Raw genomic sequence first — 25665 nt, 5'->3', positions numbered from 1 at the left:
AAGGTGTAAAATACTGCCATCTATATTACCATAGCCTTGGTTAATTTAGCGTAAAATAGTCCATTTTGCTAAAACAGAAAGTTGGTTCTTTACTGCTTTTATATGCCATTCTATACAAATAGCATTTTTAAGGTTATATTTTAATTTATCCATTTTGTAATTAGAAATTAACTGTTCTTCATTTAAATGGGGTTCAATAATAGTATAATTAGGCCCTGTTATTCCAAATTGCCTAGCAATATAACCAGAAGTTGCATTTGCAAGTGTCCAGGGAAAAATTCCGGGATTAGCAAATCTAGGGCTATGTTGTAAAGCATTTTCCCAAAACGCAATAGAAGAAAAATTACCGGCATTAGCGGTAATAAAATACACGGCAGATTGGTTTTTATAAAACCCTAAATCCCTTTCAGCTTTAACAGATGCCACAAACTGAGTAGCGATATCTGCTTCCGAATCTCCCTTGGCCTTAAATGTTTTCCATTTTATTAGCATGATGAAAATAAAGTTATAGCGTTTAGTCCTCCAAAAGCATAACCACAATTTAACACCTTATCAACCTTTGTTAAAACAGGTTTTTTTGGTATCAAAATATCAAATTCTGCATCCTTATAATTAAGGGTATGTGGTATGGTTTGATGCTGAATAGAAAGCACAGAAACTATTGCTTCTATAGCTGTTGCAGCACCCAATGTATGCCCTATTTTTGGTTTTATACTAGAAACATAGGGTTTGTGCCTATGAAACACTTTTGTAATAGCTTGTGCTTCTGACTGATCGGATAATTTTGTTCCGGTACCATGTGCCGAAATCCAATCTATTTGATCGTGATTAAGCGTATTGCTTTTTAATAAATGCTCAAAACAATCTATAATGCCAGAAGAATCTGGTTTTGGTGCTGTGGGATGGTAGGCATCACAAGACAAGGCACAATCCTCTAAAAGTGCAAGAACTTTCGTTTTTCGTTTTATAGCATTTTCTAGTTTTTCTAAAACTAAAAATCCTGCTCCTTCCCCTAAAATCATTCCGTCTCTATGCCTATCAAAAGGTTTACAAATTCCGGAGGCACTCATGGCTCTACTTCTGCTAAAACCTGTCATGGCAATTTTAGAAAAAGGATCTACGCCGCCAACTATTGCTATTGAAGTTTCTCCTTTTAGCAAGGCATCCATTCCTGCTTTTAATGCATAATTTCCTGCTGCACACGCTGTAGCAAAACATTGAAATGTTTTTATTTTTGGATACTTATTTGCCAATCGTTTACAAATACTAAAACCTGTATATTCTTCAGCATTAAAGGTTTGTTTTTTTTCTGCCATTGCTTCATAGGCCGCACTTTCGCCCATGGTAGTGCCTAAAAACAAGCCCCAATTCTCTGTAGATTTACATCTTGCTTGCGCTAAAGCTTCTTCTATAGCTGAAACAGAAAAATAAAAGCCACGATGCAAAGGATCGCAGTCAAAATTGGCCACACGACAAGCATGGGTATATTTGAAATCTGCCTGTTTTAAATCTTCCCAATTTTTTATACTAGAATTATCTGTAAGTAAGGCATTCCAGAAATCTTTTGTGTTATCTGCTAGCGCACAAACTACACCTAAACCGGTAATAGCTATTTTATTAGTTTCCTGCATTATGTATGTATTCTGCTAGAAGATTTACGGTAGCAATTTGTGGCCAATCGGTATCTGGAATTTCAATTCGGTATTCCTGTTCAATTCTAGCAATAAACTCTGCCATATCTAAAGAATCTACGCCTAGCTCCTGTTTAAAATTTGCATCGTGAGAAGCAATTTTTAGTTTAGGTTTTACATCTCTAAAATGAGATAAAATGGTATTTTTTATGCTGTTTTTCATGGGTATAATTTTATACTGTTAGCAAATGTTGCGGCTTTGTTAGTAGAATAAATTGGAGCCAAAGGATCTCCAATTAATCTATAATGCGTGTATGCCGATAAGTTTTTAGGAATTGCTTCTATAATTAATTCTGCAATGGTACTTGCCCCGCCAATTAAAGCTTTAGTAATACCAACAGACCAGCGTGTATTGTCTGTATGCAAAGTACTATCTACAGCTCCAAAACTCACAGCTGTTTTACCATCTAAAACCAATTGCTCACAAAACGAAATAGAAATATTTTTTCTACTTGCTGTTTTGCAACATAAAGAAAGTAAAGCACCAACAGGTTTCGTGTTTTGACTGTTAAAATGATGCGACCGCAAACCGTAATACCCAACCCAACCTATGGGTCTACCGTGGCCAAAATAGGTAGCTAAACCAAGACCACTCTCTAGGCCTTCAATCATACTTTCTCTTAACAGTAAATCACTACTCCATTTGTATGGGGACACATTCGGTGTTTTCAAAATGGTAGCCATTCTATCTACAATTCTTGTAAACCTAGGATGTCTTTGTGATAATAATGCTATAGCACAGCGCTCTTGTTTTCTACTATGCACTTGATATACTGTTTTAGTAAAGGTTAGTAAATCTTTACTGTTTCTTAAAGGAAACCAAGAAATAGGTATTTTCTTATTATCCTTAGTTGTAATAAAGGGAAATTTTAATGCGTTTTTAGGAAAAAATTTTGCATCTCCAATTAGTAAAACAGCGTCTTGATTTTTTACTTGTCTTTGAATTTCAGAATAACTAGGTAGCATGTTATACGCTATAATATCTACATCAATGCCATGTTTTTGATAGCTATTTTTAAGCAACAGAAAATTTTCTTCCAATTGAATATTGGAAGAAAACTCTGGTTTTACAATTAAGATGGTTTTATGCTGCTGCTTTAACTTCATCTACAAAAGGTTGAAATCTATTAATATCTGTTCCTGTTTGACCTAATAAACGAGCTCTAACAAAATATTGCATTAAAACTTGCCCTTGTTGCTCCTCATTAAAATCACTAAAAGAAGCTGCATTGTCTAAAACGGTTTCACCTCCTTCTCCTGTCCAAAATCCTTCAGAAGCATTGGTCATGTTTCTTGAAGGAGGTGTACCAACAGGAGTATAAAAAGCATTAGGGATGGTTATTGAAACATCTGCTGCACCTTCGTTATAACCATAGTTGTAGCCCGTTCCAATGAGCTGAGCTCCTACCGCATGTGCTAAATACACAGGACCAACATTTTGGTTTTGCCAAACATGTGTTAATTCATGAATTAAGGTACCTCTACTAAAGTCATCATCTATATCAAAATTAATTAAATTCCCGGTTACAAAGGCACGAGAATTTGGATTACCGGTAAAGAAGTCTTGAACACCAAAAACAATATCGTTTAAAGCCCCTTCTTTGGCAATAAATGTATTATTCCAATCAATGGCATCACCAAAAACAAATTGACCATCTGCAATCTCTTCTGCGTTTAAACTTCTGTAGGTACCAAGCATTTCGAATAAAACAGATATGGTAGCACCTAGCATTCCTGCGCTTACTTCAAATACGGCTTCAAGCATTTCTTCTACAGATTCACCAAGTTCACGAAGTGTTTGTGTTACTTCTTCTAAAAATTCTTCTCCAGTATCTAAAACAGATTGGTAAATATCTTGCATAGAGTTTCCTATATCTCTAGCTGCTGCAATAAAAAGATCGAGTGCCTGATCGGGATGCAACATAATTTCTGTTAACAAGGTAGCTAAAGCAACGCCCGCAGCTAAGGCACCCAAAAGTACTTCTCGCATGATTTCAAAGGTTTTATTAGCAACCCAAGCAATTAATCCAGCAATTGCACTTGCTGCCTTTAATGCACCCTCCACAAATTTTCTAATTCCAGGTATAAAATCTTTTTCAAGATAATTAAGTACATAACTTATAGAATTACCTATTCTTTCTGTAGCCTCTCCTAAAAATTCTAAAGCAGCATCACCAACTGCAATTGCCCAATCGATAACTTCAGAAATACGGCTACCAATATCTTCAACGAGTTCTAGAATTCTATCAAACATAGCGTCTACTTGTTCTAAAGCCCAATCCATTATTTCTGTAACAGATTCTTTTACAAAACGAATTGCCAATACTGCTTGTCTCCATAACTCAGAAGCTAAGTCTTCACCTCTTTCAATCAACCATTCAAAAACATCACCAACAGGGCCCAATGCTTGTAATATACCGTTTACTATTTTTCTGAAAACAAAATATGTTTCTTCAATAACAGATTCTAAAATTTCTGCAATAGTTGCTCCAGCAGCAAGAGCAGCTTCAATGAGCCTAGCTGCACTTTTATAAGTAAACTCAATCATAGATTTAGTAAACTCAACAATTTGTCTACCAATTTCTAACATTGCTTTAATAGTTTCTTTTAATAAGTCTACTGTTAGATCAAAAACGTCTTTTAAAATACTTACCATAGATTTACCTAACTCAAAAGCAGCTTCTACAATTTTTTTAATGGCAGCAATACTTTTGGTTGCTATGGTCTGCACTAAATCTAATAATGTTTTACCTGCAGCTAGTAAACCATCTACTATTTTTGTAGCCAATTCTTTGGTAGTGGTGATAACAAAATCTGTAAATTCAACTAAAGCAGTACCAATGGCTGCTGCAGCTCTTACTACTTCATTTACAAAGTCTGCTGCTGCATTTGCAGTTTCTTGAATAATATCTGCCAATGTATTTCCTAGCTCGGTAAAAGCTCTGACTACCTCATTTAACAAATCTCTAGGACGTGTAACTAAAGTAACTAGAATAGAACCAATGGTTTCCCCTATTTCTAAAAGTACTCTTACGGTATTTCTTATAAGCGTAATACCAAATTGTAGCGCTTGATTTAAAATATTTCCAATGGTTTTACCAATACTTATCAATGCTTCTACTCCTGCTTTTATAAACTCATAGGTTTTGGTAGCCAGCCATTTTAATAAATCTGCAAAAACTTCACCTAATTGGTCAATAGCTTTTATTACAGACTCTATTATTTCTTTTGCAAAAGCAAAAACATCTTCCATGATTTCTATAAAGGTTTTTCCAATAAGTTGTATGGCTTCCACAAACTTTTTAACTACGGAATAAGAGTATTCTGCGGCAGCTTTTAAAACTTCCCAAATTTGCTTTCCTGCCTCTACCAAGGCCCTGGCTAGACTTGCTATTTCTTCAACAACCCAATTTACCACATCAGCAATTGCTTCTGCTAAATCCTCAAATAACTCGGTAAGTCCGTCTACAATTGCTGTGACTGCATCAGAAATTGCGTCTGCAACATCTTCAAAAAACTCTACAACTGCATCGTCTGTTTCTCCATCAGGAAAAACAGGAGTATGTCCTTCTATTTTTCGCATTTGTGCACCTGCATCACGAAGCCAAACCATTACTTCTTTAACCCCTTGCTTATCTTTTTTACCTCCTTCATCAAATACAAAATCTTGCATTAATGTTCTGCATTGCTGCCTTGGTAATTGGCTCATAGCATGTACAACACCCCTAGCTTGGTTTGCATTTCTATATCCCTTAATAACTGCACGACGTTCTTTCTTATCCATTTGCGCTACACCTTGAAAAAACTCTCTATGCTCTTTTGGCTCTTTAATGGTTTTTGCGTATGATTCAGATAGTTTAACAGCTTTATTTTCACTTTCTTTAAACATCATTCTTACGGCTGGTGCTAGTTCTATTGCTTTGTACTTGCAATTTTTAACAGCATCTGTTACCGACTTTTTACTTCGGAAAGAAGCGGATTCTAATGCGGTTAAAATGGAATTTTTACCAGTAATAAACTTCGTTTTACTAAGCTTTTTTTTACGCGATTCTAGTTTTTTTTCTAATGCCGCTTTTGTCAGCTTTGTAGCTACTACCTTTTTTTTAGAAGCAGATTTTTTAGGTGTGGTTCTTTTCTTTCCCATGGTTTATGGTTTTAAAAGTTAATGCCACTAAAAGAAATATGAATATTTATTAGTATCAGTGCATGTATTTTAGGAAATAAATACTACTATACGATTTAAGGAGGATTACAAATGTAATAAAACTAAAGTTAAAAACAAACACAATAAGCTGCAAGTCAGCTAATTGCAAAACAAAATAATTATATACACCAAAATATTTATATAAAAACGTTAATGTTTTAGTATACATATATAGAAATGCAAAAAGAATATTTGCACAATTTAAATAGAAAAGGATGAAAAAGACAACCTGTTTTAACGGAAAGATTTTTCAGGAATTTTTCCTTTAACACCTTTAAAAAAAGCATACATAAAATCAAAATCTGCTTCAATGTTATCTGTAGGATAAAAGGGTTTTGAAATCTTGTTTTGTTTATTGGCAAAATCAAAAGTTACCATTACAATTGGCACGTTTGCTGCTTTTGCAATGTGATAAAAACCTGTTTTCCATTCAGATACTTTTTTACGCGTGCCTTCTGGAGCTAGTGTTAATCGTAATTCTTCTTTAGTTTCAAAAAGTTTCGCTATTGCTTCTACTTTATTTTGACCAGGAGTTCTGTCTAATGCAGTACCTCCTACTGCTCTAAAATAGTAACCAAAAGGCCATAAGAAAAGTTCTTTTTTTCCTAAAAAGTTAATTTTTGTATTTGTTATTCTTCGAATAAGTAAACCAATATAAAAGTCATGCCAACTCGTATGTGGAACTGCTATAATAATATACTTTTTTAAATCTTTTGGAAACTCGCCAATGAGTTTCCATTTCATTAATTTAAAATATATAAACTTGTATAGAATAGTTAACATTTAGTAAGCATTACATTTTTAAATAAAGAGCTTTAAGTTTTTCTCTTGTAATTGTTTTTTTCCAGTTTTTACCAATGGCATTTTCCCAAAGAGGCTCTAAACTTAAAGCAACATCTATCATGATATCAAATTCTTTATCACTTAAGTCTGCACAAACACCTTGAGGAATGCTTATATTATGCTTGTCTCTCATGGCTTTATACATAGCTACACCTTCTGGATAGTATTCTTCAAGATGCTCAAAAACAATACAGTTACCAACACCATGTTTTACACCTAGTAAATAACCTAAACCATAACTCATAGCGTGCGCTACACCTACTTGCGAGTAAGCAATACTCATACCTCCATGCCAAGAAGCCATCATTAATTTATCTGCTGCTTCTTTTTCGGTTAAGGTATCTTCAAGAAAAATTTCTTTGCAAAGCTCTAATGCTTTTTCACCATAACTTTGGCTAAAAGTATTTAAATAAGTACCATTTAAAGACTCGATACAGTGAACAAAACAATCCATACCTGTATAAAACCATTGGTTTTTAGGTACGTCTTTAGTTAATTCTGGATCTAATATTACTTGATCAAATGGAGTATAATCGCTATTTATTCCTAATTTTCTAACAGGACCTGTTAAAATAGTCGTTCTAGAAACTTCAGAACCTGTACCAGAAATGGTAGGTATACCAACGTGGTAAATTCCAGGATTTTTAATTAAATCCCAACCTTGATAGTCTTTTGCTTCACCTTTATTGGTTAGCATTAAAGCAACCGCTTTTGCTAAATCTAAAAGAGTACCACCACCAATACCAATGATACCAGATGGTGTTTCTTTATAGTTAAGAATAATTTGTTCTACCAATTCATCTACTTGTGATGTTTTTGGTTCTTCGTTTGCAGAGATGTAAATTAATTTATCATCATACGATAAAGGAATTCTAGAGGTTAACCAAGCGTTTCCTTTAAACACATCGTCTACTAAAAATATAAATGGTGCTTTAGCGTTTTTACGTTTAGGCGATAAAATTTCGTTCAATTGATTGAAACTTCCGCGTCCATAAACTACTCTGGACACCATTGGATAATTTTTATAAGTCATTTAATTAGTTTCCTTTTTAAAAAATAAAAATAACACTATTTATTATACTGTATATCTATTTTGATTTTTTTTATAAAAATTTCAAAATATCTTTTACGTTTTTAATTGTTTTAAAAGCTTTGCCATTAGTTTCTTTTTCAGTTACTTGCTCGTGTGCCCAAGTGGTGTGAAAAGGTACGTGTACAGCATGTGCTTTAATATTTATTAATGGTAATATATCTGATTTTAAAGAATTACCTACCATTAAAAATTCGGAAGGATTTATATCTAAATGGTTTAATAATTTAGAATAATTTGCTTCTTTTTTATCACTTAATACTTCAATATGATGAAAATAATCTAATAATCCTGATTTTTCTAGCTTTCGTTCTTGATCTAATAAATCGCCTTTTGTAGCAACAATTAGCTTGTATTTTCCTGATAAAGCCTCTAAGGTTTCTTCTACTCCATCTAGCAGTTCTACAGGTTCATTTAGCATTTGTTTACCAATGTTTAAAATCTGTTCTATGGTTTTATTAGAAATGGTATAATTAGATAGTTCTAAAGCCATTTCTACCATAGATAAAACAAATCCCTTTACTCCGTAACCATACAGTGGTAAATTTTTCATTTCCATTTTAAAGAGTTCTTGATCTACTTTATTAGCAGTTTCAAAACCTCCTAAAAGCTTTGCAAATTCTAACTCTGCATCACGAAAATAAGTTTCGTTTACCCAAAGTGTATCGTCTGCATCAAAGCCAATTACTTTTATATTTTGATATTCTTTATTCAATTATTTTAAGTTTTTTAACTACAAGGTAAGTTTCTATTATTTCGTAAAATAATACAATTACTTCCATAGTTTTTTAGCTCTTTCTAAATCTTCAGGTGTATCTATTTCAACTCCTTGTACGTTAGTTTCTACCATTTTAATACGTTTACCATATTCTAAATAGCGAATACATTCAATTTTTTCTGAAGCTTCTAATGGTAACATTGGTAATCTATAAAAATCTAGTAATGCTTCTTTTCTAAAAGCATAAACCCCTTTATGTTTATAGTATTTAGCTCCTACATCTGTTGCTCTTGGGTACGGAATTGGGCTTCGTGAAAAGTATAAAGCAAAGTTATTTTGATCTACAATTACCTTTACTGTATTCGGGTTTTTTATTTCTTCTTGGTCTGTAATATGTACCATTAAAGAAGCTAAATCTACTTGCTTTTCTGTATCTTTTTTAAAAACCTCTATTAGTTTTTTTAACGAAGCTACTTCGGTAAAAGGTTCATCACCTTGAACATTTACAACAATATCAATATCTAGATTTTCTACAGCTTCAGCAATTCTATCACTACCACATTCATGCTCTTTTAGGCTCATGATTGCTTTTCCGCCATGACTAGTAATTTCTTTAAAAATGATTTCGCTATCGGTTACTACAAAAACATCATCAAATAAATTGGTTGCTTTTGTGGCTTCATAAGTACGAAGAATTACCGTTTTACCATTAAGGTCTTGCATAAGCTTGCCTGGAAAACGAGATGCACTATAACGTGCAGGAATCATGGAAATTATTTTCATATACAATAATAATATAGATACAAAAATATAACATTTAAAATAGATTTTATGTCTTAGTAGATTTAAACTTTTTATAAAGCCTATAAATTATAAAGAGAATAATGATAACTAGTAGTATAGCTAAAACAGGAAGAAATAAGGAAATAATAGACATAACAATAGCTGTACCTGTTTCTAAAGTAGAAATTACAGGGTTGGCTACACTAGCAGTTGTAGTGGTAGATGCTAACCTTGTTGCACTAGAGGTTCCTGCAACTGCTGTGGCAGTTCCTGCTCCTGCTATTATGGCTAATGCCCAAGTTATTACAGGACTTAAATCTGCAACTGTAGAAACCATAACTGCTGTTCCTGCTATTGCTGCTAAAGGCACAGCAATAGTATCTAATAGGTTATCTACTAACGGAATGTAATACGCAAAAATTTCAACTATAGTAGCAACACCAAGGGTTACAACTGCAGTTAAACTACCAATCCATTGCCAAGAATCATTTAGTTCCCAAAGATTAAAATGTGCTGCTAAACTTAATGCAAATAATGGTACAAAAACTCTAAAACCTACAGAGGCTGCAAGTCCTACACCTAAAAATATACTTAAAATAGTTTCTGTAGTCATTTATATAATTGGTTTAGCACTTTGCTACCTAGTGTTAAAATTCTTCTTGAAAAAAATCATCTTTAAAACCAATAAGGTATAATTTTTCTTTTGCTCTTGTAATTGCAGTATACAACCAGCGTAAATAATCTGTATCAATACCATTTGGTAGGTATGGTTGTTCTACAAAAACAGTATTCCATTGTCCACCTTGTGATTTATGGCAAGTAATAGCATAAGAGAATTTTACTTGTAAAGCATTAAAGTGTTTATTCTGTTTTATTTTTAAAAACTTTTTATAGTTACTGGTTTCGTCTTGAAAGTCTTTTTGCACTTCTTGATACAATCGGTTAGAGTCTTCATAGGCTAATGAAGGGGTTTCTGCAGTAATAGTATCTAATAGTAAAACGGTTTCAAAAGGTTTCATTTTTGGGTAATCAACCATTCGTATTTTTACTTCAGCAAAACGAAAACCATATAGTTCTTGAATAGAGAATATTTCTAATACTTCAATAATATCACCATTTGCTATAAAACCAGCTTCGGTTGTAGGTTTAATCCAATAGTAATTATTTTTTACTACCATTAAGTAATCACCAGCAGATAGTTCGTTTTCATTAAATAAAATACGTTCTCTAATTTGTTGGTTATATAGGTTAGCTCTTTTGTTGCTTCTAACAATAATGGCTGTTTCTTCATTTCCTAAATTACTATAAGAATCGTTAATGGCATCCATAATTTCATAACCATCAACAAGCCTAACAATGTCTTTAAAGGATTTTAGTTCAAACTTAAAGGTATCTACAAAAGCACTAGAAAGTGCTTCACGTAAAATGGTTGCATTTTCTAAAATACCAGAATCCTGTTCTTGACGTACTACTTCATCTAGCTCCATTTTAGTAACGTCTTTATCATAACTTAAACTTAAAGTGTTTTCATCTAAAGCAGGACTTATATCTAATTTTACAGGAGGTAATTGTGCTGTATCACCTATTAATAATAGTTTACATTGATGCCCAGAATACACATAACGCATTAAATCATCTAACAAAGAACCGTTTTCATAAAGTTTAGAATCACTAGCAGTATCTGAAATCATAGAAGCTTCATCTACTATAAAAATGGTGTTTTTATGTTTATTAGGTTGTAAAACAAAGTTTACTCCTCCTCCTTTATTTTTTTTAGGAAAGTATATTTTTTTATGAATAGTAAAGGCTTCCTTTTTAGAATAATTAGAAATTACTTTTGCCGCACGACCTGTTGGTGCCATTAGTACTGCGCTTTTTTTAGCTTTCCATAAATGCGTAACAATAGTACCAATAATGGTGGTTTTTCCTGTTCCTGCATATCCTTTTAATAAATATAACGCATTTGGTGATTTTGAAAAAATAAATTCAGAAAGTTGTAATAAAACAATATCTTGTTTTGGTGTTGGTTTGAATGGAAACTGCTGTTTTATAAGGGAATAAAATTGAGATGCGTTCATTAATATGGTCTGTCTAATAAAATTTCATCAAATATAGTAATGATTTTTATGCACTTTGGTTTTAACGATTAAAAAAAAATTGTAGATTTGCGAAAGACCTTTATTAAAAATTAATTAATCATACTATGAATTTAATATTAATTGCAGTTGCAGTAATACTTTTAACAATTGGGTTGGTTTGGCTTATCGATAAGTTTGTACCAACAAAATTAAGACCTGTTATAATGATAGCACTTTGGGCTTTAATAGCCTTTTTAGGTTATCAAACTTTTAATTCTATTTATGAACCTATTAAATTTAATAAAGTAAAACAAAAACGTTACGCTGCTGTTATTGAAAAAATGGTAGATGTAAGAGATGCTCAATTAGCACACAGACAAGTAACCGGAACTTTTGCTCCTAACTTTGACAACTTAATTAAATTTATAGATACTGCTAAATTTACAATTACACAACGTAGAGTAGAAACTGTTTTAGACGAAGAAAAAACAAGATTATTTGGTGGTGTTGAAACCATGAAAGATATTACTGTTATTGATACATTAGGTTATGTTTCTGTAAAAGATTCTTTATTTAAAAATTCAGATAGATATAAAACTATGATGAATATACCTAGTATTGAAGGAGCTAAAATAGAAATGAAATCTGGATTATTAGGAGAAGAAGGAGATACTAAAATTCCTGTTTTTGAAGCAAAATTATCTAAGAACATTATTTTAGCAGATCAAAACAAAGATTTATTAGCACAAGAAAACGAAACTGTTTCTGTAGATGGTGTTAATGGAGATGCAATTAGAGTAGGATCTTTAAACGAAGTAAATACTAGTGGTAACTGGCCAAAAACTTATGGCGATAGCGAGTAAACAAAATAAAAAACTAACTAACCAAGAATTGTCCATTCAAATAAGTTTGAATGGACTTTCTTTTTGTATTTTAAAATCAAATACAAATATCATTAGTTATTTAAAACATTTTGCATTTACACAAAAGCAAACTCCTTATCAAGTATTACATGATTTAAAGAAAATATTTGATACTATACCAGAATTACAAGTAGGCTTTAATACCATACATGTAATTTATATAAACGAGCTCTCTACGCTTGTACCAAAGTCTTTATTTAATGAAGACGCGATTGCAGACTACTTAAAATTTAATTCTAAAATTCTGCAAACCGATTATATTGCGCATGATGAAATTGCAATAAATAATAGCGTTAATGTATATGTACCATATATAAACATTAATAATTATTTATACGAAAAGTTTGGCACATTTGCATATAAGCACTACTCTACCATTTTAATAGAAGAAATACTTTTAGCTGAAAAGGATGCACAAGATCAAAAAATGTATGTGCATGTAAGTAAAAACCACTTTGAAATAGTAGTAAGCAATAAAGGTAAATTAATACTTTACAATACTTTTACGTATATTACCAAAGAAGATTTTATATACTACATTTTATTTACTGCAGAACAATTACAACTAAATCCAGAAACACTAACACTTGTGCTTTTAGGTGATATAGTTAAAGAAGATGCACTTTACAACATAGTATTTAAATATATAAGACATGTACAATTTGGTACACCCAATACCAATTACATAACCGAAGAAGAAGAAACAATACATTATAATTATATTTTAAAGCATAGCTTTTAATGCGAATAATTTCAGGTACCTATAAAGGCAGAAGAATAACTGCACCAAAAAAATTACCCATCAGGCCAACTACAGATATGGCCAAAGAGTCTTTATTTAATATTTTAAATAATCAGTATTATTTTGATGCTATTTCTGTACTAGATTTATTTAGCGGAAGCGGAAACATAAGCTATGAGTTTGCCTCTAGAGGAACTACAAACATTACAAGTGTTGATGCTAATTTTGGTTGTATTAAGTTTATAAACGAAACAGCAGAAGCCTTTAATATGCCAATACAAACTATAAAAAGTGATGTATTTAAATATCTAGAGAAAACTACTACTCCGCATACCATAATATTTGCAGATCCTCCTTATGATTTTTCTGTTGAAGAATTTTCTAAAATTCCAGAGTTAATTTTTCAAAATAACTTATTAGAAGAAGAAGGCTTGCTTATAGTTGAACATTCTAAACATACAGATCTTTCGCATTTAACAAACTACTCCCACTCTAAAGGTTATGGTGGAAATATGTTTAGCTTTTTTGCTTTACCTGTTAATGAAGAAACAGTATAGAATAAAAAAATAAAGCCCTTAGCATAAAGCAAAGGGCTTTTTTAATGAAGTATATCTATAAGCCGAATTCTGTACTCTTTCTATAAAGAAAAAGCCCTTATCATTTATCTACGTGCATTGTTACCAATACACTTTAGCTGCCTACCCTCTAACATCGCGCGTGCACGCTCAAGCATTAGTTTACATGACATTGCACCACATAGAGTTTACCTGGTTTCACTACAGCATTACCTGTACATACTTTCTGTTGCACTTTTCCTAGCCTCACGACTGGTGGCCATTAACCACTATGTTGCACTATGGTGTTCGGACTTTCCTCCATTTTATTACTAAAACAGCGATAAGGCGAAATACTTACCGCAAAGGTACAATTAACAAAATTTAAAAACTACAATCCAAATTCTAAATTTATCGTAATACTAAAAAAAAAAAAAGAGTAATTACCACAAGTATATACTACTACTCCATTTTATACTAAAATACCTTGCTTTATAAATAAAGACACTAAAAAATGTTAATAACTCCTATTAAAATTAGCATTCAATATTCTATATATTACACTTAATTTTTAACTTTGTTATATAAATATCTCATTCATTAATTAGCATCAATAGATGCAGTAATATTTAGTATAATTTGGAACACTTTGTAGTATCAGCTAGAAAATACAGACCACAAACATTTAAAGATGTTGTTGGTCAGCAAGCTATTACAAACACTTTACTAAATGCTATTGATAATAATCACTTAGCGCAAGCTTTATTATTTACAGGTCCTCGTGGTGTTGGTAAAACAACTTGTGCACGTATACTTGCTAAAATGATAAATAGTGATGGTACAGAAACAGATGAAGATTTTGCTTTTAATATTTTTGAATTAGATGCAGCTTCAAACAATTCTGTTGAAGATATTAGAAGTCTTACAGATCAAGTACGTATACCACCACAAGTTGGTAAGTATAAAGTATATATTATTGATGAGGTGCACATGCTCTCACAATCTGCTTTTAATGCTTTTTTAAAGACTTTAGAAGAACCACCAAAGCACTGTATATTTATTCTTGCTACTACAGAAAAGCATAAGATTATACCAACGATTCTATCTCGTTGTCAAATATTCGATTTTAAAAGAATAACTGTTACAGATGCTAAAGAATATTTAAAATATATAGCTCAAGAACAAGGTATAGAAGCAGAAGATGATGCGCTACATATTATTGCTCAAAAAGCTGATGGAGCAATGCGTGATGCGCTTTCTATATTTGATCGTGTAGTAAGTTTTGCTGGTAAAAAATTAACACGTCAAGCAGTAACCGAAAACCTAAACGTTTTAGATTACGAGACTTACTTTACAAGTACAGACTATATACTTGAAAATAAAATTCCAGAACTACTAATACAATTTAACACTACCTTATCAAAAGGTTTTGATGGTCACCATTACATTGCTGGATTAGCAAGTCATTTTAGAGATTTAATGGTATGTAAAAATGAGCAAACGGTTGAGCTTCTAGAAGTAGGAGAACAAACCAAAGCAAAATATTTAACACAAAGTAAAAAAGCTTCGCAGTCCTTTTTATTACAAGGTATAGAACTCGCCAATGATTGCGATTTGAAATATAAAAGCAGTAAAAACCAACGACTACTCGTTGAACTAACTTTAATGAAACTTGCCTCTATCACTTTTGATGGAGAAAAAAAAAATAGCAAAAACTACATAATTCCTGCGTCTTACTTTGCTAAAAAAGGAATCACACCAATTCCTGTACAGAAACCAACAAAGCAAACGCCAACACCTTCTAAAAAAGAAGAAAATACAACAACAGCAAATACCCAAAAGCCTGTTGCACCAACAGCTACTAAAACACCTAGTATACCTTTAAATGCACGAAAAAAATCTTCTTCAGGATTATCTTTACGTAGTATTCGATTAAAAAAAGAACACCAAATTAAACAAATGGAAGTTGTTCATGATGAAGAAGACCTTCCTAAAGATCCATTTACAGAAGAAGCTTTAATTGAGGCTTGGTATGCTTATGTAAAGCTTATTGAAGAAAAAGGACAATTTAACCTTGCTTCTATTTTGTCTATAGATAAACCAAAAGTTAAAGGAACTACCATACATGTAGAATACCCAAATGCTACCAACAAGATTGAGGTAGAAAGACAGCAATATCCTTTATTAGGTTATATTAGAAAGAAAATTAATAATTACGATATTAATTTAGAAATTACAGTAAATGAACAAATGGAGAAAAAGTACGCTTACACTCCACAAGATAAGTTTGAAAAGTTAGCAGAGAAAAATCCAAATATAGAACTGCTTAGAAAAACTTTTGATTTAGATATTTAATAAACATGCTAGGACTAAAACTACCAACAGATCCACGTTGGGTAAATATTGTAGAAAAGAATATAGAAGATATTCTAACAGACCATGCTTTTTGTGAACAAAAGGCAACAAGTACAGCCATTTCATTAATTGTAAGTTTCCCGGAATACACAGAGTTAGTACAAGAAATGGTTGCTTTAGTAAAAGAGGAAATTAGCCATTTTAAAATGGTACATGACCTTATTCTTGAAAAAGGATGGACCTTAGGTAGAGACAGAAAAGACGAATACGTTATAGCGTTATTAAAGTTTTTTCCTAAAGGAGGAAGCAGAACTACGCAATTAGTACATAGACTACTTTATGCTGCATTAATTGAAGCTAGAAGCTGTGAACGTTTTAGATTATTATCGGAACAGTTAGAAGATAAAAAACTAGCTACCTTCTATAAAAACTTAATGGTTAGTGAAGCAAACCACTATACTATGTTTTTAGGTTTTGCTAGACAATATGGAGACCGAAAAGAAGTAGATAAAAAATGGCAAGATCTGCTAGATTTTGAAGCAGAGATAATGAAAGACTTAAGTAAAAGTCAAAGCATACATGGTTAATAAAAAAAGCCTTCAAATTAATTTGAAGGCTTTTTTTTATAGAATAAATTGGTACTTATATTTTTAAACCAATACCTAATTGAATCGTTGAGTTTTTAGCTTCCATATCACCAGAAGTATCATCTAATATATCTGTAAATCCGTAGCTATATCTTGCATCAATAAAGAAAAATTCACTAACATCATATTGTAATCCTCCTACTCCAGAAAAAGTAAATGTTTCATAGCCATCTTCATAATCCCAAATCTTTAAATTTGCTTGAGGACCAACTCCTATAGATAAATTTCCAACATGAAAACGTAGTGTAATAGGTAATTGAATATAATTTGCTCTTAATTCTCTTTCTTTACCTCCTTCTGCAGAAAACACTAATTCTGGCATAATAGATAATTTTTCAGAAAATGCATAATCTACAAAAGCACCAACAGCAACGCCATTTCTGTGTGTGTTACTAAAAGTAGGATCTGGATCAAAGTCTAAATTAGAAATATTTAAAGCAGCACGAACTCCTGAAGTTACGTTTTGAGCTTGCATTAAAAATCCTGTAAACAATAAAGCTATTAAAAGTAAATTTTTTCTCATAATGATAAATTGAAAATTAAAAAATTAAAGTAGCGAATGTAATAATAAAAATGTTTAGAAAAGAATAAAATTATATTTTATAACCAATTCCTATTTGAATATTGGTTTGTTTTGCTGTATAATATGCATCTTTATCTAATTTATTAGTAAATCCATAACTATATCTTGCATCTATAAATATTTCACTTGTAATCATATATTCTGCTCCAATAATACCAGACAAGCCAAAGTTTTTAAATCCATCGTTTTCTTCATGAATTTTAACACCAACTAAAGGACCTGCTCCTACAAATAACTTATCAGATATTCTGTATTTAAATAAAATTGGTGCTTGAATATAATTTAAACGAATAGATTTTTCTTTAGCTCCTTCTGCAGAAAACTGTAATTCTGGCATTAGTGAAATAGTATCACTTAATTCAAATTCACCAAAAAAACCAAAAGCAAAACCATTTCTGTGGTCATTGGTAAATTCTGGCGCAGGATCAAAATCTAAGTTAGAAATATTAAGTCCTGCTCTTATACCATAAAGAACATCGTTTTCTTGCGCAAAGCTGAACAAGCAACTAAATAAAAGAGTGAAAACTAGTATTGATTTTTTCATATTTACATAGGTATTAATAATAGGTTTGAAGTTTTGTGTATTGTTTTATTTGAAGTGTTATAAATAAACTTCATTATTTAACTTACCATATAAGGTTAATTATATGTAGGATAAATATAAATTAAATTACTAAAATTCAACCATATAAAAGATAAAAAGCAATTTTTTACTGTATGTTGCTAGAAATAGTATCATAATACATGCTCTTTATAATACCGTCTGCTAATCCTATTTTTGGTACATATACATCTTTTGCTCCACTCCATTTCATTGCAGACAAATAAATTCTTGTAGCAGGAATAATTACATCTGCTCTATCTTGATTTAGATTTAGTTCTGTAATACGCTCTTCATAAGAATATGTTTGTAGCATATTATAATAACTGGTTAAGTAAAAATAGGTTAATGGTTTACCCATTGCTTTACCAGATATTTTAAAGATTTTATTAATATTACCACCAGAACCAATAAGATCTATTTTATCATAAATAGCAGTTTTTTCTTTTATCCATTGTTCTAATTCAAACCATGTTTCTTTTTTAACTATATCATTTAATAGTCTTACTGTACCTATTTTAAAAGATCTTGAAGTAACAGATTCTCCGTTTCTTATCACTGTAAATTCGGTACTTCCACCACCTACATCTACGTATAAATATGTTTTATTTTTATCTATAAAAGCATGTAAATCTGTTGCAGCAATAATTGCAGCTTCTTCTTCACCACCAATAATATCTATTTTTAAACCTGTTTGTTCTAAAATAAGATCGCTTACTTTTTTACCATTTATTGCTTCACGCATAGCAGAAGTTGCACATGCTTTATATTTTTCTACTTTATGCGATTGCATAAGTAATTTAAAAGCCTGCATGGTATCAAGCATACGCTTTGTATTATCTTTAGATATTTTTTGTTTTATAAAAACATCTGCACCTAAACGTATAGGCACACGCACTAATGAACTTTTTTTAAATCTTGGTTTTTTTCCTTTTTCTTCTATAATATTTGCTATTAATAGTCTTACAGCATTAGAACCAATATCTATTGCAGCATATTTTTTTATAGATAACATTTATTGTTTGTTTTTGTAATAATTGTAGGTTTCAAATTGTGAACGAACCTTTGGTTTATTATTACGTTTGTATTTATTGTTTTGATTTTTGTCTATTATTCTTGCTTTTACATTATCACTCCAGCATATATTGTAGGTATCAATTAATTCTTGTTTTATTTCTTCATCATAAATTGGGCAGCTCACTTCTACTCTGTTTTCAATATTTCTTGTCATCCAATCTGCAGAAGAAATATACACTTTAGGATCATTATTATTACAAAAAACTAACAGTCTTGTATGCTCTAAAAACTTATCTATTACACTAATAACTTCAATATTTTCACTCATTCCTTTTTGTCCAGGAATTAAACAGCAAAGCCCTCTAATTATTAATTGAATTTTAACTCCTGCTCTACTAGCTTCGTATAGTTTATCTATCATTTTATAGCTAGACATACTATTCATTTTAAGTCTAATATATGCAGGTTTACCTTCTCTTACATTTTGAATTTCTTTATCTATTAATTTAAAGAAAGCAGACTTCGTATAATGTGGTGATTTTATAATGTGTTTGTATCTATAAACACGATAGTTGGTATCAAAAAAACTAAAAACTTTATTTATGTCTTTTAATATTTTTTGGTTTGATGTAAACAAGGTATAATCTGTATAAATTCTTGCTGTAGACTCATTAAAGTTTCCTGTACTAATAAATCCGTAACGAACGATTTTGTTTTTTTCTTCACGTTCAATTACACACATCTTGCTGTGTACTTTTAAACCTGGAACACCAAATAAGAGATTAACCCCTTCTTGTTCCATTTGCTCTGCATAATCTATATTTGCTTGTTCGTCAAATCTTGCTCTTATTTCAATAGATACAGTTACTTTTTTACCATTTTTAGCTGCATTAATTAAGGCACTAGCAACATGCGAAATTTGAGCTAATCTATAAATGGTTATTTTAATGGTTTTTACTGCTGGATCTAATGCAGCTTCACGTAAAAACTTAACAATGTAAGAGAATGTATGATAAGGAGCATATAGCAAATAATCTTTTTTAGCAATTTCACTAAAAATACTATTTTCAAGACTTAAGCCTTTTATTGGTAAGGCTTCAATTTCATCATAAAGTAAATCTTTTCTTCCTAAACTAGGAAAACGCATATAGTCTCTTCGGTTATGATATCTACCTCCTGGAATAATACTATCTGTATTTTCAATATCCATTTTAGTCATGAAATATTGAAGGGTATCTTTGTCTATTGTTTTATCATATACAAAACGTACAGGATCACCTATTTGTCTGTCTTTTACACTATCGGATATTTTTTCTATAAAACTTTTACTTAAATCACTTTCTAAATCTAACTCACCATCTCTGGTAATTTTAATCATATGTGCAGTAATGCTATTATAATCAAAAATATTAAAGATATCATCTAGGCAGTAACGCAGTAAATCGTCTACCATAATAATATAGTTTTTGTCGTCTTGTTTAGGCAAAACAACAAACCTATCCATAGCTTTAGATATTTCTATTAAAGCATATTGATTTTTATTGTTTTTTAAAACCATATTTACTGCTAAATACGCAGCACTATCTTTAAGGTTTGGTAGTTTTACAAATTCATTAAGAACAATAGTAACAAGTGCTGGGCTTACTTTTTGAATAAAGTAGTTTTTTATAAACTTATGCTGTTCTTTATTGATTTGAGTTTCATTAATAATAAAAATATTTTCAGATTCTAACTTTTTCTGAATAACATTTAAAATTTTTAAACTTTCACTTTGCTGCTTGATTACTATTTGCGTAATTTCTTCTAACAAAGCACTAGCTTTCACTCCTCCTAGTTCACTTTTACCTCCTTTTCCAGCTTCTACAATACGCTTAACAGTAGCATAGCGTACTTTAAAAAATTCATCTAAATTATTAGAAAAAATACCCAAAAATCGAAGTCTTTCAATTAGCGGTACATCTTCATCTTCTGCTTCTTGCAAAACTCTTGCGTTAAATTGTAACCAACTAACTTCTCTATTAATATATATGTTTTCTATTTTTTCAGGTTTAATCATTTAGTAGTATTTTCTATAACAAATATAAATTAATTAATAATTTATTTAAATTGAAAGGTAAAATAGATTTTTGTTATTTTAAATCTTTTGGAAAAATCTTTAAAATAGTTTTTCCAGGTGCTAAATTTTTCCAATCATCCATTTTAAATTCTATACTTACCAAACCGCTAGTTGGCACATTATCATATACTACAGATCCATAAGTGTTTACAAAAGAAGTAATAGCGTAATTATGACCAAAAATCATTACATGATCTACATTTGCATCACATTTTTTAATTACCTCTATTAAATCTTCTCCAGAAAAATCATACAACTTATTATTTAACTTAAAATCTATACTATTAAAACCTAAGTTTTTAATAAAAATTTCTGCTGTAGATTTAGCTCTAATAGCATCACTAGAAAGTATTAAATCTGGCTTAAAAATTTTAGATTTCGCACTTGTTGCAACTAAAAATGCATCAGCTATACCTCGCTCTTTCAAAGGTCTCTCAAAATCAATCACTTGATATTTCCAAGAAGATTTTGCGTGCCTAATTATTGTTAATTTTTTCATAATAGTATTCGTTAAATTAATACATTTGTACGATTAAAGGATAGCCGTTTTCCTTTTGTCGAATTTATTAGTTATTTACCACTTTTATTTGATGAAAATAGAAAAAGAATATTAATTTGTTATATAAGCTATTAATTAATAACCCAAATTTTATGATTAAACTTAATCTCTATACATTATACAAATAATGTACTTCCCTCTCTAAAGATTATTGTATTGTTTACATTTTGGTTGTTTTTAAAACATTTAAAATAAAAAAGTTAAATAAGCACTTTTAAAGTGTAAATAACTTATACATTGTATATAACAATGTGATTTTATAAATAAAAAAATAAGATTTTATAATATGAAAAAAGTAATCGTATTATTTGTGATATTCCTTACATCACAATTAGGTTTTACCCAAGAACTAGTTAAACTAGATTTTTCAGATTTTGAGAACACACAATTAATGAAAACTAAAAATCTAGAAAACTTTAAATACTTAGCTACCAAAGCGGAAGTTGGAGTTGCCTATATAGAAGAAAATGGTATTAAGACTTATAATACTGAAAATGGTATTAAATTAATTCGTGTTACTAGTAATGCCATTGATGGGTTAAACCAGTCTTTAAAATTTTCTAGTTCTGTAGAAATGATAATTATTGATATTCTAAAACCAAATTTCAATATTAAAACAATAGACTGTTCTAAACTGAAACAATTTGGTAATTTAAAATACATCTACTTTAGATACCAAATTGATATTAAAAATAATAGTGAATTACAAAAGTTTGATTGTTTACCTGTTCAAGTAAAACAGTATTATACTAAACAATTAGCTTCTTAACATATAGACTATGAAAACACATACCAAATCATTTATTAAAACAATTGTAATTATATGCTTGTGCTTTTTTAGTTTTAATGAACTATATAGTCAAGTTAGAGTTCCATTTACACAAAGAACAGCAGCAGAAACTCCTGGCCAAACAGTTTATAGTATAAAAGGTGATTTTACCTTAATTGGTAATACCAATTTAATGCTTCAAAACTATGGTCTTAATACCAATAACAGTAATAATACTATGGTTGCTGTAGATATTGATGGAGATCCTAGTACATCTAATTCTTCCTCTGCAACTTTAAATTTTAGTACAGAAAACGGAGCTATTCCTGACTGTTCTAAAATTATTTATGCAGGTTTATATTGGACAGGTAGAACCTCTAGTTCCAATGTAACCTTAGCAAAACGAAGTGTAAAATTTAAACACGCTAATCAAACAAGTTATCAAGATATTGTAGCAGATGTTAATGATATTTATTTTCCTGGTGACAATAATATGTATGCAGCTTATGCTGAAGTTACAGAAATTGTTAAAGCTAATGGAACAGGACAATATTTTACTGGAAACGTAGAAGTTTCTACAGGAAATGGTGGTACCACAGGTTATTATGGTGGTTGGGGCTTAGTTGTTGTCTATGAAAATGACTTAATGGAATGGAGAGATATTACTGTTTTTGATGGTTATGCTTATTTAGTTGGCTCACAAACTACAAGTAATCAATTAGATGTTAATGGTTTTAATGCTATAGAATATGGTCCTGTAAATGTTAAACTTGGTGTTATAGCAGGTGAAGGAGATAGAGGTATTTCTGGAGATTATTTAGAAATATGGGAAGACTCAGACAATGATGAAGTTATAGATAATAATGAATGGACGCGTTTAGAACATTCTGGAAATTCAACTGGAAACTTTTTTAATTCTTCTATTCAAACAGGAGGTAACGTTAGAAACCCAAACTTAGTAAACAATACTGGTTTAGATATTAGTATGTTTTATATTGATAATACTAATAATGATATTATTGATAATGGAGATACTAATACTAGCTTTAGGTATGGTTCTACTCAAGACACATATATTATTTTTAATATTGCAATGGCTATTGATGCCTTTGTACCATCTATTGATGGACAAGTGGCTATAAACAATATAGATGGAGATACTACTGTAACAGAACCTTACACTATTAATCCAGGAGAAACGACACAATTTGATATAGATATCCATAATAATGGTAATGAAGCTCTAGAAGATTTTTTAATACAAATTCCAATACCTGATGCAGGGATATATGTTCCTGGTAGTATTCAATATCAAGTAAATGCTCCTGCAAGTACAACAAATACACCTTATTATGATGCTGCTATAGGTTCTAATGGAGCTATTGTTTGGGATTTTGGCGATTTACCTGAAGGTGCAAATATAAGCGATGTACTAGCTTCACTTTCCTTTCAGGTAGAAGCTTCTACAAACTGTCAGGCTTTTAATCCTCCTAATTGTGCTCCTTCTATATCACTAGCAAGTGCATTCATGACTGGTACAGGAGCAGTCTCACAAAGTCCATTTTTTATAAAGTTTAATAGTGGTTATCAAGAAGCGCCTTGTACTGCTTACCCAATTACAGAACCTATAATAATATCTGTTATACCTTCTTTAGAAATTGATAGCGAAGCTTCTAATCTTACTGTCGAATGTGATGGAGCTGGTAATACTTCAGAAGTTAATGATTGGTTAGCAACAGCTGGTGGTGCTACTGTAGTAGGCGATTGTAGTATAACATGGACTAACAATTACAATGAAGTAACTGCAAACCAATGTGGTGCGGCAGGATCTACAACAGTAACTTTTACAGCAACAGATTCTTGCGGAAACACTACTACTACTTCAGCATTACTTACTATAGAAGATACAACGCCTCCAGACTTATCAAACTGTTCTGTAACTAACGAAACTTTAGAATGTAATGGAACAGATAATGAAACCATTGCTGATGATTGGAATGCGGCTAATATACTTGCCCTGCAAACTTGTCCTATTGACAATTGTAATACTTCTGCAACGTATACCATTACTTCTAATTATAATTTTGACAATTTAGTTTCTACTTGTGGAGCTGGTGGTACTATTGAAGTGATTTATACTGGTTCTGATGATTGTGGTAACGAAGCTTCTATTACGGCTATACTGACTCTTGAAGATTCTACTGGTCCTGACTTATCTAATTGTGCGGTTACCAATGAAACTTTAGAATGTAACGGAACGGATAACGAAACTATTGCCGACAATTGGAATGCTGCTAATATTTTAGAATTACAAACATGCCCTGTAGATGATTGTAATGCTACCGCAACTTACACTGTGGTTTCTAATTATGATTTTGCAAATTTGGATTCGACTTGTGGTGCTGGTGGTACCATTGAAGTAATTTATACAGGTTCTGATGATTGTGGTAACGAAGCAACTATTACTGCAACACTTACACTTAACGATTCTATTGGTCCTGACCTTACGGCTTGTACTGTAGTAGATGAAACGATAGAGTGTGACGGAACTAATAACGAAACTATTGCTAACGATTGGAATGCTGCAAACATACTTGCTCTACAATCTTGTGGTACCGATAGCTGTGATACAGATGCAGTATTTGATGTGACTTCTGATTATGCATTTACAAACCTTGATTCTACTTGTGGAGCTGGTGGTACAATCCTAGTTACTTATACGGTTTCTGATGATTGTGATAACGAAACCGTTCTTACTGCAACTCTTACACTTAACGATTCTACTGGTCCAGATTTAACTTCTTGTACCGTAGTAAATGAAACGATTGAGTGTGATGGAACTAATAATGAAATTTTAGCAGATGATTGGAATGCTGCTAATATACTTGCACTACAATCTTGTGGTACCGATAGCTGTGATACGGATGCTACTTTTGGTGTAACTTCAGATTATGCTTTTGCTAACCTTGCTTCTACTTGTGGTCTTGGTGGTACAATTACGGTTAACTATACCGTTTCAGATGATTGTGGTAATGATACAACTCTTACTGCTGTTCTTACGCTTAACGATTCTATCGGTCCGGACTTAACGGTTTGTACAGATGTAACCGATGAGTCCGTAGATTGTACAGCAGATCAAAATGAAACTATTGCGGATGCTTGGCATGCGGCTAACATACTTGCGCTAGAATCTTGTGGTACCGATAGCTGTGATACTGATGGTCTTTATACCGTAACTTCTAATTACGACTTTAATAACTTAAACGTGGTTTGTGGTCCTTGTGGATCTATTCCTGTTACTTATACAGTTGCGGATGATTGTGGTAATGAATCTACGATTACTGTAACACTTAGCTTTGGGGATGCTACGGGTCCTGACCTTACGGCTTGTG

Annotated in this window: 22 protein-coding genes, 1 other RNA gene and 1 pseudogene; 7 read left to right on the top strand and 17 right to left on the bottom strand. The window is 31.3% G+C overall.

The features are described 5' to 3' along the window. Nucleotides 1-45 precede the first annotated feature (45 nt). From ACFSSB_RS03030 to ACFSSB_RS02980, 11 genes are all read right to left on the bottom strand, one after another. Nucleotides 46-492, bottom strand: coding sequence for a hypothetical protein (locus ACFSSB_RS03030; RefSeq protein WP_379900821.1), 447 nt, complete (start codon nucleotides 490-492; stop codon nucleotides 46-48). Then, a complete protein-coding gene (locus ACFSSB_RS03025; RefSeq protein ID WP_379900819.1) occupies nucleotides 486-1631 on the bottom strand; it encodes a beta-ketoacyl-[acyl-carrier-protein] synthase family protein in 1146 nt (381 codons plus the stop codon). Before ACFSSB_RS03025 ends, ACFSSB_RS03030 begins: the two co-directional genes overlap by 7 nt. Continuing rightward, nucleotides 1618-1854 carry an acyl carrier protein gene (locus ACFSSB_RS03020; RefSeq protein ID WP_379900817.1) on the bottom strand — a complete coding sequence of 79 codons (237 nt, stop codon included), beginning with the start codon at nucleotides 1852-1854 and terminating at the stop codon, nucleotides 1618-1620. The genes ACFSSB_RS03025 and ACFSSB_RS03020 overlap by 14 nt, the downstream gene beginning before the upstream one ends. After that, nucleotides 1851-2798: a C25 family cysteine peptidase gene (locus ACFSSB_RS03015; RefSeq protein WP_379900815.1), complete on the bottom strand. Its 948-nt coding sequence runs from the start codon at nucleotides 2796-2798 to the stop codon at nucleotides 1851-1853. Before ACFSSB_RS03015 ends, ACFSSB_RS03020 begins: the two co-directional genes overlap by 4 nt. Beyond that, a complete protein-coding gene (locus ACFSSB_RS03010; RefSeq protein ID WP_379900813.1) occupies nucleotides 2776-5835 on the bottom strand; it encodes a phage tail protein in 3060 nt (1019 codons plus the stop codon). Before ACFSSB_RS03010 ends, ACFSSB_RS03015 begins: the two co-directional genes overlap by 23 nt. Nucleotides 5836-6129: 294 nt before the next feature. Beyond that, entirely contained in the window at nucleotides 6130-6639 is a 510-nt protein-coding gene (locus ACFSSB_RS03005) for a 1-acyl-sn-glycerol-3-phosphate acyltransferase (protein ID WP_379900811.1), read from the bottom strand. A 49-nt stretch (nucleotides 6640-6688) separates the two neighbouring features. Then, nucleotides 6689-7771: an iron-containing alcohol dehydrogenase family protein gene (locus ACFSSB_RS03000; RefSeq protein WP_379900809.1), complete on the bottom strand. Its 1083-nt coding sequence runs from the start codon at nucleotides 7769-7771 to the stop codon at nucleotides 6689-6691. Between the two features lie 70 nt (nucleotides 7772-7841). Next, nucleotides 7842-8543: an HAD family hydrolase gene (locus ACFSSB_RS02995; protein WP_379900807.1), complete on the bottom strand. Its 702-nt coding sequence runs from the start codon at nucleotides 8541-8543 to the stop codon at nucleotides 7842-7844. Nucleotides 8544-8600: 57 nt separating this feature from the next. Continuing rightward, nucleotides 8601-9329, bottom strand: a complete 729-nt coding sequence (gene kdsB, locus ACFSSB_RS02990) for a 3-deoxy-manno-octulosonate cytidylyltransferase (protein WP_379900805.1) — start codon at nucleotides 9327-9329, stop codon at nucleotides 8601-8603. 46 nt (nucleotides 9330-9375) lie between these two features. Next, entirely contained in the window at nucleotides 9376-9942 is a 567-nt protein-coding gene (locus ACFSSB_RS02985) for a DUF4126 domain-containing protein (RefSeq protein ID WP_379900803.1), read from the bottom strand. Nucleotides 9943-9976: 34 nt separating this feature from the next. Next, entirely contained in the window at nucleotides 9977-11407 is a 1431-nt protein-coding gene (locus ACFSSB_RS02980; RefSeq protein ID WP_379900801.1) for an ATP-dependent DNA helicase, read from the bottom strand. A 125-nt stretch (nucleotides 11408-11532) separates the two neighbouring features. Here ACFSSB_RS02980 and ACFSSB_RS02975 point away from each other — a divergent pair, with 125 nt between their 5' ends. From ACFSSB_RS02975 to rsmD, 3 genes are read left to right on the top strand one after another with little or no spacing between them, the layout of a single operon-like run. After that, nucleotides 11533-12270, top strand: coding sequence for a hypothetical protein (locus ACFSSB_RS02975; RefSeq protein ID WP_379900799.1), 738 nt, complete (start codon nucleotides 11533-11535; stop codon nucleotides 12268-12270). Next, on the top strand, nucleotides 12254-13072 hold the full coding sequence (locus tag ACFSSB_RS02970; RefSeq protein ID WP_379900797.1) for a DUF3822 family protein: 819 nt from the start codon (nucleotides 12254-12256) through the stop codon (nucleotides 13070-13072). The genes ACFSSB_RS02975 and ACFSSB_RS02970 overlap by 17 nt, the downstream gene beginning before the upstream one ends. Next, a complete protein-coding gene (gene rsmD / locus ACFSSB_RS02965; protein WP_379900795.1) occupies nucleotides 13072-13629 on the top strand; it encodes a 16S rRNA (guanine(966)-N(2))-methyltransferase RsmD in 558 nt (185 codons plus the stop codon). The genes ACFSSB_RS02970 and rsmD overlap by 1 nt, the downstream gene beginning before the upstream one ends. A gap of 42 nt (nucleotides 13630-13671) precedes the next feature. Here rsmD and rnpB read toward each other — a convergent pair. Next, nucleotides 13672-13986: RNase P RNA component class A (rnpB, locus tag ACFSSB_RS02960), an RNA gene on the bottom strand. Nucleotides 13987-14265: 279 nt separating this feature from the next. Here rnpB and dnaX point away from each other — a divergent pair. Beyond that, nucleotides 14266-15981 (top strand): DNA polymerase III subunit gamma/tau, encoded by a 1716-nt coding sequence (gene dnaX / locus ACFSSB_RS02955; protein ID WP_379900793.1) that lies wholly within the window; start codon nucleotides 14266-14268, stop codon nucleotides 15979-15981. Between the two features lie 5 nt (nucleotides 15982-15986). Then, the gene (gene miaE / locus ACFSSB_RS02950; RefSeq protein WP_379900791.1) at nucleotides 15987-16568 is read left to right on the top strand and encodes a tRNA-(ms[2]io[6]A)-hydroxylase; all 582 of its coding nucleotides are present in this window, start codon (nucleotides 15987-15989) and stop codon (nucleotides 16566-16568) included. A 55-nt stretch (nucleotides 16569-16623) separates the two neighbouring features. Here the strand turns inward: miaE and ACFSSB_RS02945 are convergent, their stop codons facing one another. From ACFSSB_RS02945 to ACFSSB_RS02925, 5 genes are all read right to left on the bottom strand, one after another. After that, complete coding sequence (locus ACFSSB_RS02945) at nucleotides 16624-17151, bottom strand: porin family protein (protein WP_379900789.1); 528 nt, start codon at nucleotides 17149-17151, stop codon at nucleotides 16624-16626. Nucleotides 17152-17221: 70 nt separating this feature from the next. After that, nucleotides 17222-17755: a porin family protein gene (locus tag ACFSSB_RS02940; RefSeq protein WP_379900787.1), complete on the bottom strand. Its 534-nt coding sequence runs from the start codon at nucleotides 17753-17755 to the stop codon at nucleotides 17222-17224. A 166-nt stretch (nucleotides 17756-17921) separates the two neighbouring features. Continuing rightward, a complete protein-coding gene (locus ACFSSB_RS02935; protein ID WP_379900785.1) occupies nucleotides 17922-18827 on the bottom strand; it encodes a Ppx/GppA phosphatase family protein in 906 nt (301 codons plus the stop codon). After that, a complete protein-coding gene (gene ppk1, locus ACFSSB_RS02930; RefSeq protein WP_379900783.1) occupies nucleotides 18828-20885 on the bottom strand; it encodes a polyphosphate kinase 1 in 2058 nt (685 codons plus the stop codon). Nucleotides 20886-20958: 73 nt separating this feature from the next. Further along, on the bottom strand, nucleotides 20959-21444 hold the full coding sequence (locus ACFSSB_RS02925; RefSeq protein ID WP_379900781.1) for a SixA phosphatase family protein: 486 nt from the start codon (nucleotides 21442-21444) through the stop codon (nucleotides 20959-20961). Nucleotides 21445-21790: 346 nt separating this feature from the next. Here ACFSSB_RS02925 and ACFSSB_RS02920 point away from each other — a divergent pair, with 346 nt between their 5' ends. Together ACFSSB_RS02920 and ACFSSB_RS02915 are read left to right on the top strand one after the other, a co-directional pair. Further along, on the top strand, nucleotides 21791-22273 hold the full coding sequence (locus tag ACFSSB_RS02920) for a hypothetical protein (RefSeq protein ID WP_379900779.1): 483 nt from the start codon (nucleotides 21791-21793) through the stop codon (nucleotides 22271-22273). A 10-nt stretch (nucleotides 22274-22283) separates the two neighbouring features. After that, nucleotides 22284-25665 (top strand): annotated as a pseudogene (locus ACFSSB_RS02915) (hypothetical protein); the annotation flags it as partial.

Source organism: Lacinutrix gracilariae (assembly GCF_042684485.1).
Classification (GTDB): Bacteria; Bacteroidota; Bacteroidia; order Flavobacteriales; family Flavobacteriaceae; genus Oceanihabitans; species Oceanihabitans gracilariae.
The sequence above is the reverse complement of the archived record's forward strand: the minus strand, read 5'-3'. Positions and strand labels throughout refer to the sequence as shown.